This window comes from Rhodococcus aetherivorans (assembly GCF_025722975.1).
GTDB lineage: Bacteria > Actinomycetota > Actinomycetes > Mycobacteriales > Mycobacteriaceae > Rhodococcus > Rhodococcus aetherivorans.
On sequence record NZ_CP106984.1, the window covers coordinates 128,952 to 142,700 of the forward strand.

Annotated in this window: 12 protein-coding genes; 3 read left to right on the forward strand and 9 right to left on the reverse strand. The window is 61.9% G+C overall.

The features are described 5' to 3' along the window. Nucleotides 1–23: 23 nt before the first annotated feature. Nucleotides 24–1,481, reverse strand: a complete 1,458-nt coding sequence (locus tag OCS65_RS29045) for an NAD-dependent succinate-semialdehyde dehydrogenase (RefSeq protein ID WP_039583676.1) — start codon at nucleotides 1,479–1,481, stop codon at nucleotides 24–26. Between the two features lie 249 nt (nucleotides 1,482–1,730). Here OCS65_RS29045 and OCS65_RS29050 point away from each other — a divergent pair, with 249 nt between their 5' ends. Next, entirely contained in the window at nucleotides 1,731–2,933 is a 1,203-nt protein-coding gene (locus OCS65_RS29050) for an IS110 family RNA-guided transposase (RefSeq protein ID WP_106201818.1), read from the forward strand. Between the two features lie 338 nt (nucleotides 2,934–3,271). Here the strand turns inward: OCS65_RS29050 and OCS65_RS29055 are convergent, their stop codons facing one another. The 8 genes from OCS65_RS29055 to OCS65_RS29090 all read right to left on the reverse strand — a co-directional run bounded on the left by OCS65_RS29055 (nucleotide 3,272) and on the right by OCS65_RS29090 (nucleotide 9,932). Next, nucleotides 3,272–3,601 (reverse strand): NIPSNAP family protein, encoded by a 330-nt coding sequence (locus OCS65_RS29055; protein ID WP_039583675.1) that lies wholly within the window; start codon nucleotides 3,599–3,601, stop codon nucleotides 3,272–3,274. Nucleotides 3,602–3,615: 14 nt separating this feature from the next. Beyond that, a complete protein-coding gene (locus OCS65_RS29060; RefSeq protein ID WP_263510532.1) occupies nucleotides 3,616–4,149 on the reverse strand; it encodes a flavin reductase family protein in 534 nt (177 codons plus the stop codon). Nucleotides 4,150–4,177: 28 nt separating this feature from the next. Next, the gene (locus OCS65_RS29065) at nucleotides 4,178–5,170 is read right to left on the reverse strand and encodes a ribose-phosphate diphosphokinase (protein ID WP_263510533.1); all 993 of its coding nucleotides are present in this window, start codon (nucleotides 5,168–5,170) and stop codon (nucleotides 4,178–4,180) included. Nucleotides 5,171–5,351: 181 nt separating this feature from the next. Continuing rightward, nucleotides 5,352–6,275, reverse strand: coding sequence for a PfkB family carbohydrate kinase (locus OCS65_RS29070; protein ID WP_039583674.1), 924 nt, complete (start codon nucleotides 6,273–6,275; stop codon nucleotides 5,352–5,354). Further along, nucleotides 6,268–7,314 carry a LacI family DNA-binding transcriptional regulator gene (locus OCS65_RS29075; protein ID WP_263510534.1) on the reverse strand — a complete coding sequence of 349 codons (1,047 nt, stop codon included), beginning with the start codon at nucleotides 7,312–7,314 and terminating at the stop codon, nucleotides 6,268–6,270. The genes OCS65_RS29070 and OCS65_RS29075 overlap by 8 nt, the downstream gene beginning before the upstream one ends. Nucleotides 7,315–7,334: 20 nt before the next feature. After that, nucleotides 7,335–8,090, reverse strand: a complete 756-nt coding sequence (locus tag OCS65_RS29080) for a glutamine amidotransferase (protein ID WP_039583672.1) — start codon at nucleotides 8,088–8,090, stop codon at nucleotides 7,335–7,337. Between the two features lie 74 nt (nucleotides 8,091–8,164). Continuing rightward, the gene (locus OCS65_RS29085) at nucleotides 8,165–8,806 is read right to left on the reverse strand and encodes an HAD family hydrolase (RefSeq protein ID WP_039583670.1); all 642 of its coding nucleotides are present in this window, start codon (nucleotides 8,804–8,806) and stop codon (nucleotides 8,165–8,167) included. Between the two features lie 34 nt (nucleotides 8,807–8,840). After that, a complete protein-coding gene (locus OCS65_RS29090; RefSeq protein WP_039583668.1) occupies nucleotides 8,841–9,932 on the reverse strand; it encodes an LLM class flavin-dependent oxidoreductase in 1,092 nt (363 codons plus the stop codon). A gap of 837 nt (nucleotides 9,933–10,769) precedes the next feature. Here OCS65_RS29090 and OCS65_RS29095 point away from each other — a divergent pair. Both OCS65_RS29095 and OCS65_RS29100 read left to right on the forward strand, forming a co-directional pair. Continuing rightward, complete coding sequence (locus tag OCS65_RS29095) at nucleotides 10,770–12,230, forward strand: nicotinate phosphoribosyltransferase (RefSeq protein WP_039583666.1); 1,461 nt, start codon at nucleotides 10,770–10,772, stop codon at nucleotides 12,228–12,230. A 34-nt stretch (nucleotides 12,231–12,264) separates the two neighbouring features. Next, on the forward strand, nucleotides 12,265–13,740 hold the full coding sequence (locus OCS65_RS29100) for an aldehyde dehydrogenase (protein WP_081263415.1): 1,476 nt from the start codon (nucleotides 12,265–12,267) through the stop codon (nucleotides 13,738–13,740). The last annotated feature ends 9 nt before the right edge of the window (nucleotides 13,741–13,749 follow it).

A 13,749-nucleotide genomic window follows, 5' to 3' on the forward strand; every position in this document is an offset into this window, starting at 1 on the left:
AGGACAGTTGCCATGAACAACTGTCAGGGGGTCAGAGCGATGTACTTGGTGTTGAGGTACTCTTCGATTCCTTCGCTGCCGCCCTCGCTGCCCAACCCGGACTGCTTGATGCCGCCGAAGGGAGCCGCTGGATCGGAAATAATGCCCCGGTTCACGCCGACCATCCCGAATTCGAGGGCGCGAGCGACTCGGGACGCTCGATCGAGGTTCTGCGTGTAGAAGTAGGCAGCCAATCCGTAGTCGGTGTCGTTTGCGCTCGCGACTACTTCGGCCTCGGTGTCGAAGCCTGTGATGACCGCAACCGGACCGAAGATCTCTTCACTGAGGATGCGTGCACCGGCAGGTACATTGTCGATGACGGTCGGTTGGTAGAAGTAGCCGGGACCGTCGATGGGTGTCCCGCCCGTGCGCACGCGTGCTCCGGCAGCAACGGCTTCATCGACCAGTGCTGCAACCGCGTTGCGTTGCTTGGCATTGATCAACGGACCAAGCGTGACGTCGTCTTCGTAACCGGGACCCACTGTTGTCGCGGCGATCCGATCGCACAGAGCACGAGTGAACTCTTCCCGGATCGAATTGTGTACGAGCAGTCGATTGGCGGCAGTACAGGCTTCACCACCGTTACGCATCTTGGCGGCCATCGCACCGTCGACTGCGGCGTCGATGTCGGCGTCATCGAAGACGATGAACGGGGCATTGCCGCCAAGTTCCATGGAGCTCTTCAGTATCTGATCTGCGGATTGTTCGATGATCTTCTTCCCGACGGCGGTGGATCCGGTGAAGGAGACCTTTCGCAGTCGACGGTCCTTCATCAGAGTGCCGACGACGTCTGGGGCATCGAGAGTCGGTAGTACAGACAGAACACCACGAGGAAGACCGGCTTCAGCAAAGACGTGTGCGAGCAGCAACATGGTGAGGGGAGTGTCCTCGGCCGGTTTGACGATGATGGTGCATCCAGCCGCGAGCGCCGGGCCGATCTTGCGTGTCCCCATCGCGAGCGGAAAGTTCCAGGGCGTGATGGCCAGGGCTGGACCCGCAGGTTCCTTGATCACCGCGATGTGGCCGTTTCCAGACGGTGCGGTCGCGGTACGACCGCCGATTCGAACAGCTTCCTCTGCGAACCACCGGAGGAACTCTGCTCCGTACACCACCTCGCCGCGACTCTCCGCCAACGGTTTGCCCATTTCGAGTGTGATCAGCCGGGCGAACTCTTCGGACCGCTCCATGACGAGTTCCCAGGCTCTGCGAAGGATCTCCGACCGTTCGCGAGGGGCGGTCGCAGCCCATGCCGGCTGAACCTCGGCAGCCGATGCGAGCGCGTGTCTTGCGTCGGCGACGCTGCCGTTGGCTACGGTCGTCAAGACGGTGCCAGTCGCAGGATTCACAATGTCGAAACGTCTACCGGAACAGGACTCGCGAGTAGTGCCGTCGATCCAGAGGCCGGTCGGGACGGCAGCCAGTAGGGAGCTGAAGCCGGTCATCGAGGTTCCTTAAGTTCGTAGGTGCAGTTACTTCGTGAGAGTTACGTTGAGCTGTAACCCGGGCAGGCCGGGCGAGGCTGCATAAGGTTTGCCCACTCTCGAGTGGGGCTTGAAAGGACTGGCCACCCGACCTGTCTGGACACCTCGGACCGCTGATTGAGATCTGCGCATGATCGCTTGTTTAAGGAAATGCCGGCGGAGGCGTCCATCGGGGCCAGGCCGGAACACAAGCGAAAACGAGGAAATCCGATGACCGGTTCGCAACTGTGGGCAGGAGTCGACGTCGGCAAAGAACACCACTGGATATGCGTACTCGACACCTCCGGGACGGTGGTGCTGTCGCGGCGATGCGACAACGACGAAGCAACGATCCGTGCGGTGATCACCGAGATCGACGCACTCGCCGAGACGGTGTCGTGGACGGTGGATCTGACCACCGCCTACGTCACCTTGTTGCTGACTGTGCTGGCCGACGCCGGGAAACCGGTGCGCTACCTGTCCGGACGTTCGGTGTGGCAGGCATCGTCGGTCTACCGCGGCGGCGAAGCCAAGACCGACGCCCGCGACGCCCGGGTGATCGCCGATCAGTCCCGGATGCGGTCGGACCTGCCCGTTCTGCGTCCCGACGACGAGTTGATCCGTGAGCTGCAGATGCTCACCGGCCACCGCACCGATCTGGTCGCCGACCGTACCCGGACCATCAACCGGCTGCGTCAGCAACTCGTCGCGATCTGCCCCGGACTCGAACGCGTCGCGCAGATCTCCTCGGACCGGGGCTGGGTGGTGCTGCTGGCCCGCTACCAGCGACCGAAAGCGATCCGCCGCGTCGGGGCGGCCCGACTGGCCGCAATGCTCACCGGGGCCGGGGTGCGCCACGCCGAATCGATCGCCCGGGCCGCAGTCACCGCCGCGAAGGCGCAGACCGTGCGGTTGCCGGGGGAAGATGTCGCTGCCGAACTGGTCGCCGAATTGGCGCAGGCGGTGATCGACCTCGACACACGTATCAACGCCGTGGACGCGGAGATCGAGGCCCGATTTCGCCGTCACCCTCTGGCCGAAGTGATCCTGAGCTTGCCGGGTATGGGATTCCGGCTCGGAGCCGAATTCCTTGCCGCAGTAGGTGACCCCGCCCTGATCGGCTCGGCCGACCAACTCGCTGCCTGGACCGGGTTGGCGCCGAGACCCAAGGATTCGGGTAAACGCACCGGGCGTCTGCACACCCCTCAGCGCTACAGCAGGCGCCTGCGCCGGGTGATGTACATGTCGGCGTTGACCGCGGTCCGTTGCGATCCCCGATCCCGCGCCTACTATCAGCGCAAACGTGCCGAAGGTAAGCGACCCGTCCAGGCCACGATCTGCCTGGCTCGGCGGCGCGTGGACGTTCTCTACGCTCTGCTCCGCGACAACCGCACCTGGCAACCGACTGTGCCGGTCACCGCGGTGGCGGCTTGACAGGATCATTGAGAGTCCTTTCGGATGGTGCCAACCGTGGCAATAGCGGGTGCGAGCCTGACTCGTGAAAAGTGAAGCTCTGCGAAGAGCCGGATCATCGACTTCCGCTCAGAGGGAACGAGTGACGATGGTCGCGGTTTTGGGCAAGGAACAGCAATGAGAAGGCCATCCGGACCAGTTCTCGTCGAGCTCCACGGAGCGGCCGTTGACGCGTCCCAATCCGGTCAGTTTCACGATGCCCGGTAGATAGGGGAGCAAGATCTCGTGTGTTACTACCCGGACGTCATCGTCCTCGGTAGGGATGAGTTGAATGTCGTGACACCCATTGATCTGGACTATCATGGCGCTTCTTCGATCGATGATCCGTCGATGACCCGACGGCGCATTGTCCGAATCAGTGGTCCGTCTGATTCGGCAGCAGCGAACGCTTGCTGCCATTCAGGATCCGCGAGCATCTGGGACCACTTGTTTTCGAGCTCGGCCAGGTTTGCGAATCGAACGGTGTACACCAATTCGCCGAAGGAGTGTTCTCCGATCAGTGTGTGGCCGGCGCTGATCAGCTCCATGTCGTATCGCTTGAACATGCGGGCCGTGTGGTTGGTGAAGAGGTCGATTATCGCCGACAGTTTGCCCGGTACCGCGACGTACTCCCTGATCTCGTAGATCACAGCTGTCCTTTCTGTCAGTTATCCGAAATGCCGTTGGGCAATTCGTGAAACTTGCTGGCGTAAAATACGAGTGGGTCCTGCTCGGCTTCGAAGTCGTGTCCGATGATGCGGAGAAGCACGAATCGATGATCGCCCGTCGTGGTTTCCGATTCGATTTCGCAGTCGAACCAGGCTGCTGCACCGTGCAGGAAGACTGATCCGTCGGGCCCGCTCTCCCAGCTCACGTTGGCGAACCGGTCGACCTGGCGGGCGGCGAGTTGCCGGCACGGTGTCTGCTGTCCTGCTCCCAGGACCGACAGTCCGATCCGTGGTCGTTCTCGTAGCTTGGGCCAGGTGGTCGAGGACGTCTGAACGAACACGCCCACCAACGGAGGCTCCAATGACACGTTGACGAACGCACTGACGGCCATACCGATCGGCTCACCGGTCACGTCGGTCGCGCACAGCGCGGTGACCCCGCTCGGGAAGCGGCCGAACGTTGCGCGCAACGCCGCTGTGTCGACCGTACCGATGTCGTCGTGGACACCTCTGAGGTTTATGGCCGTCATGATCTGGCCTTCGGCGTGTAGGGCTTTGTCAGAACACATGGTTCTTCCCCCCGAATACCTCGCTGACGGAGTCGTCGGTGAAGATGCACCGGATCGAGTTGGCGAGCATCGGTGCGCACGATACGACGTCGACGGTCGACGGGGCTCCGGGCCCGAGGGGGATGGTGTCTGTCACGACGATGCGCTCGAACGGAGAGTTGGCGAGGTTCTCGTGCGCAGAGCCGCTGAACACTGCGTGGGTAGCGGCGGCGAAGACTCGCGAGCATCCGGCGCGGACGACCGCCTCGCCTGCTGCGCGTAGGGTTCCCGCGGTGTCGATCATGTCGTCGACGATGATCGCGGTTTTACCTCGTACATCTCCAATGACGGTGGTGATCTCCGCGACCTGCTGCTGAGGACGTTCCTTGTCCAGGATGGCCAGGCCGGCACCGATGCGAGTGGCGAATTGCTTATTGAGCTTTACGCGACCGGCGTCCGGTGCGACGACCACCAGGTCGTCGTCCAGCGCGGCGAAGTGGTCCGCGAGTGCCATCAGCGCGGTCATGTGGTCGACCGGAACGCTGAAGAAGCCCTGAAGCTGTCCCGCGTGTAGGTCCATCGTGAGTACCCGGTCGACACCGGCTGCCTCGAGGATTCGTGCCACCATACGAGCCGAGATGGGTTCGCGGGGTGAGGATTTCTTGTCCTGACGGGAGTAGCCGAACCAGGGGGTGACCGCGACTACTCGGCGTGCACTGGCGCCGATGGCTGCATCGATCATCACGAGCAGTTCGACCAGTGCGTCGTTGGCGCTGAGGCCTTCGATGGGGTTTGCGCACATCGGTTGGATCAGGAAGACGTCTGCGCCTCGAATGGATTCGTCGAATCTGCAGTACACCTCTCCGTTGGAGAATGTCTTCAGAGCGACCCGACCCAGATCGACCTGCAGGTTGGAGGCGATCGACGAGGCGAGCGCCGGATTGGCGCGGCCCGAGAACAACATCAATTGTTTCTGGGATCCGAACGGAATGGAGGTCGTCATTGGTGGCCTTCCAGGTAGATGCCGGGGAATCGGGCATGTGCGGGGAGTGTGGCGCGAAAGGACGAGAGCATCGTGGGGATGTAGCGGTGGGTTCGAAGGTGGAGATTCCCGTATCGGCGATAGAAACGTTTCTATGGAGGGTGGGCGGATACGGCGCCCAGCATGATCACACGGTGATCGGTTATACGTGTGCGGCGTTGACCTCGTCGGCGATCGGCATCCCTGTGCGGGCACCGACATGTCTGACCGACAGTGACGCTGCCGTTACTGCAAGCGCACTTGCGGCTCCGAGCGGCATCCCGGAGGAAAGCGACGCTGCGAGCACACCGTTGAACGTGTCGCCCGCACCGGTTGTGTCACGCACGTCCGATACCTGCAGGGCCGGGACGGGTTCGATGGTTCCGTCGGGATAGGCCACGATCGCCCCCTTGTCCCCTCTGGTCACGACGAGGCACGCTCCCGTGGCCCGAGCGACGTTCGCCGAGGCGTCACCGACGTCGGTGAACGGGATGGACAGTGCAGCGCACAGGTCACGAAGCTCTGAACTATTGGGTGTCAGAACCGACGCTGCGTGGGCGCTGGCGATGAACTCGTTGCGCACAGGGGCCGGATTCAGCACACAGCGCAGTCCCATGTCGGAGGCTGTCGACACGGCAGCTTCGACCGCTGCCGGGAGGATTTCGGTGCTGACGAGTACACATCCGGCCCACCCCGATGCACGCTCGACGGCCCGGCGAACGAGTGCCGGCGTAAGGGCAGCGTTGGCCCCGGCGGCAACGGCGATCTGGTTTTCCCCCACCGCGTCGACCACGATCAGGGCAGTGCCGGTGGCGGTGTCGTCGAGGACGGCGACGTCGGTGACGTCGACACCGGAGGCGCGGAGCTCGACCAATGCCTCGCGTCCGAGTTCATCATCGCCGATCGCTCCGCAATAGCGCACCGGCACGTTCATGCGGGCGGCTGCGATAGCCGCGTTCGCGCCCTTGCCGCCGCCGAACTTGTCCAGGTGTGGACCGACGACGGTCTCACCCGGACCGGGTAACCGATCGACGGCCACGACCAGATCGACGTTGAGGGCGCCGACCACTAGAACCCCGTTACTCATTGACGCTCCCGCTGATAGTGCACACCGATGACCGATCCTGGAGTGTCGTCGGTAACGGATCCATGGGTTCCGGTGTGCGGTTCTCAATCAAATCGAAAAGGACTGTCGCTGCGCGGTAGCCCATGTCTCGCGCCGGCTGGCGCACGGTGGTGAGCCGCGGCGTGAGAAGCGACGACAGAGGAAGGTCGTCGAAGCCCACGATGCTGACGTCCTCGGGCATACGGAGCCCTTGTGCGCGGCAATACTCCATCGCGCCCACAGCCATGAGGTCGTTGGCGCAGATCAGGGCAGTGGGCCGAGTCTGCGCCGCCAACGCGCGTTGGGCCAGGTCCCGGCCGGACGATTGCTGGTAGTCGCCGTAGTACACCGGGACCGTGTCCGGGTCGATGCCTGCCCCGGCAAGTGCCTCGCGGTAGCCGGCCAGTCGTTGTTGAGCCGTCCACAGACCCTCCGGACCGCCGATGATCGCAACGTCCCGGTGGCCCTTGTCGAGGACGTGTTGCGCGACCTGGCGAGCTCCCCTGCGGGAGTCGCAGACCACGGCGGGCAGGTCGATGCCCGGGATCTGCTCGTCGACGAGCACCACCGGACCAGAGCGAGCCAGTTCGTAGCAAGCTTCGGGCATGGACCCGGTGCTGGTCAGGTAGATGACTCCGTCCACGCGTTGGCTGCGCAGCAATCTGGTCTGGGCTTCCTCGGATTGTTCCGAGCTGCCCGGGACCACCAGGACCACCAGGACATCACGTGCCGATGCGGCTTGATGGACCCCTTCGGTGATCATGGCGAAGAACTGATTGGTCAGGTCGGGTACGACCATGCCAATACGGGAAGCGCTGCGGCGTTTGAGATTACGCGCAGACTCGTTCGGCGAGTATTCCAGAACTCGCACGGCGTCGAGCACACGGGTACGGCGGTCGGGCGCAACCGGGCCGGAGTCGTTGAGTACGTAGCTCACCGTGCTCATGGAGACTCCAGCGTGTTCCGCGACGTCCTTGATGGTCGTGCGCTTGCGCGTGCGTCTGTGCTCAGATGACGCCACAGCAATCCCTCTCTGCGGAATTAGGATCGTCCACTAGCCCACGACAGTATCGAAGACCACAGCAGCGCGTAGTTCGACCACTCGACGAACTCCGGCGGGGCCCAGTGGGGAGCGAGATCCGAGGTGAACGCGACCACTCGGCCGTCGCCATGATGTCCTGTGACCAGGATGGGGTCGTCTCCGGTGCGGGCGACGACCTCGGCGTCGTCGCGGGCCACCACTCGGTTGTAGCCGAGCAGGGGAGGCCAGTCGCTGGAGGTGTCACCCAGGACGGGATGTTCCGGTCGGCATACCTCGACCTTGCAGCCCTCCGGGACCTCGATGCGGTCATCGTAGGGGAGCATGGTCACAGGCAACACGTCGGCGAGGGGGGTCATGCCGAAGCGGGCCTTGCCGTCGATTCCGGTGAACGACATATAGCCACCGACCTTGACCAATCCGCCGCCCCGGCGGACGTATTCAGCGACTACTCCCAGACGGTTGGGCGATGCTTCCGAACGTAGGAACGTCTCGTCGGGGAGCTGGAAGGAATTCGATCCGATATCGGAGATGACAACTACGTCGTACTCGTCGATTTCCTGTGCCGTCTTGGGGAAACGTGAAGAAATCTCGTGGCCGCGCACGTAGTTGACGTCGTGCCCTTCGCGGGTGAGATTTTCGAGGAATACGCTTGCGCCTTCCTCGTACTCAGTGGTGTGGAACTGATCGAAGCCTTTCATGTGAATAACGTGCTTGATCCAGGATTCGCCGGTGAAGAGGATCTTGAGCGGTTCCATAAGGTCTCCTGTGGTGCCTGGGAATGGGAGGTGGGTGTCGGTAGCGGAGTGTTCGTCGGTGGCCCGGCGCGTGTTCAGGACGGGGTGCTCGCGCTGAGTAACTTCCGTCCCAATGCGTACGCCTGGCGAAGGTCGTTACCTTGGTACTGGACTGCGGCAAGCTCGGACACCAACGGGCTGGCGTTGACAGCGACGGTGTTCGGTAGCCATCCGAACAGATCCACATCGGAGGACGAGTCACCGTAGGCGACGCAGTCGGCTGGTTCGATGTGGTAGCGCTCCAGTGCATCTCGCGTGATGTGGACCTTGGCTTGCGGTGACAGTGTTGCCTCTTCGGAGAGCGTCTGTCCGATCACCACATCGGATCCGTAGGCCTCGTGAGCGCCCCAGTTTCTAAGTCTCTGAACGAAGAACGCCGGCGATTGCGAGATCACGATGGCAATCTCACCGCGCCTGCGGATATCGTCGAAGGTATCGGTGATGCCATCGAGCCAGGCCGCTTGTTCGAACGCGGCGTCGAGGTCGTCCTCCGTCGCGTGCGCACAGACCTCGAGCAGGGTTGACCAGAAGTCGAAGTCGGTGATTTGTCCAGCGTGCCAGAGCTGTTCGATTTCGAGTCCAACGTCGCGGCGGCCGAAGAATGTCGACAGTTCCAGGGCGGCTGCTCCGTTGAGCAGCGTGCCGTCCATATCGAATACGTGCAGTCGGGTGGGCATGTGTTGCTTTCTGTGGAAGTCGTCGGGCCGGGTCTCAGGAGAACTCCGGGAGCACTTCCTTGGCCATGAACTGCATGTTCTTGATGATCGCCTCGATCGGCTGTCCCACGGCGATCAGGCACGCCATGTGATCGACGCCCAATGCCTCGTAGGACTTGAATCGTTCGATCATCTTGTCGGGGGTGGTGAGGATGGGATCGGCGTACTTTTCGAGGAGCCCTTCCTTGGAGAACGACTCCTGGGCGGGCCTCATCGCTCCGCCCTGGACCACCGAGTCGTCCTTCTTTCCCTCGGCGCGTGCTGCCAGACGCTCCTCTTGGGACTGTTGGCCGGAGCTGGAGGCATGCACCAGGGTGAGATAGTAGTTGTACTCACTGAGCACGTCGTCGAAGTACTCGGTCGCCTCTTCTTCGGTGTTGCCGAGCCAGGTGTGGCGAAGGGCCATCACCTGCTTTCGAGGCATCCCGCTCGTCTCGATCTCGTCGTTGTACGCGGCGAGCAACGCTTCGAGATCGCCGTAGGGCTCGAAGTTGCCGTAGTTCGGAGCAGTGATCAGGTTGTTTCCCTGTCGTGCCACGCGGCGTACGCCGTCGATGCTCTGCGAGGCCGCCCATACCTCCGGGTGCGGCTTGGATGCCGGCTTGGGCACAAGAGTCGTCGGCGGGAACGAAAAGTACTTGCCGTCGAACGACACATCGTCCTCGACCCACACCCGCTTGATGATCTCGAGGGATTCTTCGTAGATGTCGCGTGCTTCTTTGGGGTTGATGCCGAGTCGGTCGAGCGGGTAGCGACTGCCACCCCGCGCCACGCCGATGCCGATGCGCCCCGGTGCCATCTGGTCGAGGAAACTCATCTCCGACGCGATGAGCAACGGGTTGTAGTACGGAAGGACCACGATGCCGGGCATGATTCGCAAGCGCTCGGTGCGCGCTGCGGCCAAAGCGCTGAACATCAGCGATGAAGGATTGCTGACGTAGTTCTGAAAGTGATTTTCGTTGACTGTGACGCCCTCGAAGCCGAGGTCCTCTGCGGCATCGACGATGCTGAGCATGTCGTTGAGGAGTTCGGACCACGGACGGCTCATGTCGCGGTAGAAGAATGGAGTGGTGACCCAGATCTTCATGGAAGCTGTCTTTCTACGAGGTTGGGCAGTTCCTGTATTGCTGGAGGCGTGCCGAGTTCCGGCTGCAGAGCGGACGCTGCTCGTGCAGTTCCGGGCCAGACCCGGTGCGTGGGTCCCTGCCGAACTCGGACTGTGGGGCGATGTAGAAACGGTTCTATCGCGTACATCCGGAGCATACAACGGTCCGGCGCCCTGTGCATAGTGCCGAACTCGTTTTCTTTCGAGAAACTCGATAAACGTTGTTCACGCTGGTGAGAGACGTAAGGCCGGGTGTTCCGGTGTTTGGATCAACCTCCAAGATCCGCGAATCACGAAGGCAATGAGCGACGCAGATGTAGAAGCGATTCAACCCGGGTGCTCGGCAGGATTCGTCCGGCAGTCGGTAGAGGCGTGGTCGGCCGCGGTCGGGTGGTGGTGCACAGGGGAGACGTGCCGGCGGGTGTCGGTTGCTGCGTGATTGTGCAGACGGTTCTGTCATCCCTGCTCCGGGGAGTGTTCCTACAACACGCTTTCTGTTCGCAACACAGCTCCGAGGGCGCAGAGCACTATCGATCGTTCGGTGACGGGCTGCATCCCGGTTGTGGCGGTCTGTAGACAGACCTGGGTGCTGCCGGAGGTATCGACTGTGTTGCGCGAATATTGCCGGAAGATTTTACGCGTCAACGCTTGACCTGAGGTGTGGGCTCGACCATGATCTCTAGCAACCGCCGACACGGCCGCACGAATTCAAATGCTGCGACTCGCGGTATGTCCCCAGGCTTTCTGGCCCAGTTTTCGTGCAGCAGTAGAAACGTTTCAACAACTGTCTTCGCATCACACGAACGAAGGGAAACGTCCATGCCCACTATCTCGGGATTCGACAATCTGATCCTCAACACCGATACCTACAAGCATTGCCACCACACTCTCTATCCTCAGGGAACCGAGTACGTCTCCAGCTACGTCGAATCGCGTGGTGGCATCTTCCCGGCGACGATGTTCGTCGGACTGCAGGCCTACATCCAGGAGCGCTTGCTCCGGCCGATCACCCTCGCCGACATCGATGAGGCCGAAGCGGTGACCAGGGCGCAGGGGATGCCCTTCTGCAGGGAGAACTGGATGGGCATCCTCAACGACCACGGCGGATTCCTTCCTGTAGAGATCGAGGCAGTCCCCGAGGGGACTGTGCTGCCCACCCGCAATGTCCTTGTGCAGGTTATCAACACCGATCCGAAGTACCACTGGGTGACCAGCTTCTTCGAGACCGCGTTGCTGCGAGCGGTGTGGTACCCGACCACGATCGGAACGGTCAGTTGGATGTGCAAGCAGATCATCAAGGAAGCGTTCGCTCGCACCTCGGACAATCCGGATCTGCTGCGCTTCCAGCTGCACGATTACGGCGCTCGCGGCGTGAGCTCCCAGGAATCTGCTGCATTGGGTGGTCTGGCACACCTGGTCAACTTCAACCAGAGTGACACGGTGCCGGGCATCCTGGCTGCGATGAAATACTACAACGCGGTGTGTCCGGCGAACTCGGGCCCGAACAGCGAGCATGCAGGTTTCACGGCATGGGGTCGGGATCAGGAAGTCGACGCTCTTCGCAACATGATGAACACCTACCGCGATGCCGGTGTGGTGCTGTTGCTGACCGACTCGTACGACCATGAGAACGCTGTGAAGAACATCCTCGGCAAAGAACTGAAGGCCGAGATCGAGAACTTCCCGGGCGTGGTCTGTGCTCGTCCGGACTCGGGCGACCCTGTGCAGGTGACCGCGGATACCGCTGAGTGGCTCATGGATGCCTTCGGCTATGAGGTCAATTCCAAGGGATTCAAGGTTCTGCCCCGGTATCTGCGGGTCGTCCAGGGCGACGGCATCACGCTCGATACCCTGTCGGAGATCTACATGGAACTCGAACGCCGGGGCATGGCGGCAGAGAACGCGATTTTCGGTATGGGCGGCGGTCTGCTCCAGCACTTCAACCGAGACACGTTGAACTTCGGGCAGAAGTGCAACGCTGTGCGAGTAAACGGTGAATGGCGCGATGTGGCCAAGCAGCCGACCGGGGCGAGCTTCAAGGTGTCCAAGGCCGGCCGTCTCGCCCTCGTCAAGCGGGATGGTGAGTACCGCACGGTGCGACGCGACTCGGTTTCTCCCGAGGAGAACCTCCTTCAGCCGGTGTACCGCAACGGCAAGCTCCTGAAGAAGTGGGATTTCTCCGAGCTGATCGAGCGGAGCGAGGCGGAGGTCCCCGAGGAGTACTACTACCCCGTCATCGAACAGATGCGTGCGCAGGACAGCGCCGCGGTGCCTGCCTGACCACAACAACTGTTGAACAGATAACTAGGGATCCATGATGACAAAGTTGCCGAGTGTGCCACTTGCCAATACAGATTGCTTGTACATCGACGGGAAGTGGGTTCCCCCGCACTCGTCTGCTCTGATCGATGTAGTCGACTCGACAAACGAATTGGTCTACTACTCGGTGCCGGACGCCGATGTCGACGATATCGATCGCGCGATTACAGCGGCCCGGCAGGCATTCGACGAGGGACCCTGGCCGCGGTTGTCGCACGCCGAGCGGGCTCAGGTGCTGCTCGATATCGCTGATGCCGTCGAAGCGCGGATCGATGACATCGTGGAGATCTGGCCGCGAGAGACCGGGATTCTGGCATCGTCGGTCCCCGGTGTCATGCGCGAGGTAATCGACGCGTACCGGTACTACGCAGGTCTGGCGAAGAGCTTCCCGTTCCAGGAAGAAGTCACACCCACCAACGGCGCACGCTTCGGCATGATCGTGAAAGAGCCTGTAGGCGTCGTGGGAGCGATCATTCCATGGAACGCGCCGATGGGACTGATCGCGTTCAAGGTGGCGCCGGCACTGCTGGCGGGATGCACCGTCGTCATCAAGTCGTCCCCGGAAGCTCCGGGGGCTGGATACATCATGGCGGAAATTGCTGATCAGCTCGGCATTCCGGCGGGTGTCCTGAACGTGGTGACCGCTGATCGTGCTGCCTCCGAGCGGTTGGTCTCCGACCCTCGGGTCGACAAGATCTCGTTCACCGGATCAACGGAAGTCGGCAAACGAATCGGGAGCATCCTCGGTGGTCGAATTGCACGGTCTTCGCTGGAGCTCGGCGGCAAGTCTCCTGCCATTGTCCTGGACGACTTCGACATTGCCGAGGCGGCACACACCATCGCTTCTGCGGAGTGCTTCCTCTCGGGTCAGATCTGCGCATCGCTCACCAGGATCATCGTTTCGGAGGAACGTCACGATGAGATGGTCAAGGCGTTGGCAGACGAATTCGACCGGGTGGTAATCGGCGACCCGTACGATCCTCAGGTCACGCTGGGACCTTTGGCCAGCGATCGGCAGCGGGACCGTGTCGAGAACTATATCCAGATCGGGATCAGGGAAGGGGCGACACTGGCTTACGGCGGCGGACGCCCGTCCCACCTCGATCGCGGCTGGTTCGTCGAGCCCACCGTCTTCGGAAATGTGTCGGAGACGTCGCGGATCGCTCAGGAAGAGATATTCGGTCCGGTGCTGGCCGTGACCCCGGCCCGGGATCTCACGGACGCCGTTCGGATTGCGAACGCAACGGAGTTCGGTCTGAATGCTGCAGTGTTCACCCATGACTCGAAGAAGGTTTTCGACATTGCCCGTAGGCTTCACTCCGGCACCGTGGGGCAGAACGGCAATCGTGTGGACTTCGGTATCGGGTTCGGAGGATTCAAGAGATCCGGTATCGGACGCGAAGGCGGGGTAGCAGGACTGCAGGCGTACCTGGAGAACAAGACTGTTGTCCTGGACGCACCTCCCGAGTAGACCCGTGCC

Coding starts and splice junctions, on each gene's coding strand:
- OCS65_RS29065 (WP_263510533.1), bottom strand. CDS start 5,170: ATGACGACCTCCATTCCGTTCGGATCCCAGAAACAATTGATGTTGTTC.
- OCS65_RS29080 (WP_039583672.1), bottom strand. CDS start 8,090: ATGGAACCGCTCAAGATCCTCTTCACCGGCGAATCCTGGATCAAGCAC.
- OCS65_RS29070 (WP_039583674.1), bottom strand. CDS start 6,275: ATGAGTAACGGGGTTCTAGTGGTCGGCGCCCTCAACGTCGATCTGGTC.
- OCS65_RS29085 (WP_039583670.1), bottom strand. CDS start 8,806: ATGCCCACCCGACTGCACGTATTCGATATGGACGGCACGCTGCTCAAC.
- OCS65_RS29100 (WP_081263415.1), top strand. CDS start 12,265: ATGATGACAAAGTTGCCGAGTGTGCCACTTGCCAATACAGATTGCTTG.
- OCS65_RS29095 (WP_039583666.1), top strand. CDS start 10,770: ATGCCCACTATCTCGGGATTCGACAATCTGATCCTCAACACCGATACC.
- OCS65_RS29045 (WP_039583676.1), bottom strand. CDS start 1,481: ATGACCGGCTTCAGCTCCCTACTGGCTGCCGTCCCGACCGGCCTCTGG.
- OCS65_RS29090 (WP_039583668.1), bottom strand. CDS start 9,932: ATGAAGATCTGGGTCACCACTCCATTCTTCTACCGCGACATGAGCCGT.
- OCS65_RS29060 (WP_263510532.1), bottom strand. CDS start 4,149: ATGACGGCCATAAACCTCAGAGGTGTCCACGACGACATCGGTACGGTC.
- OCS65_RS29050 (WP_106201818.1), top strand. CDS start 1,731: ATGACCGGTTCGCAACTGTGGGCAGGAGTCGACGTCGGCAAAGAACAC.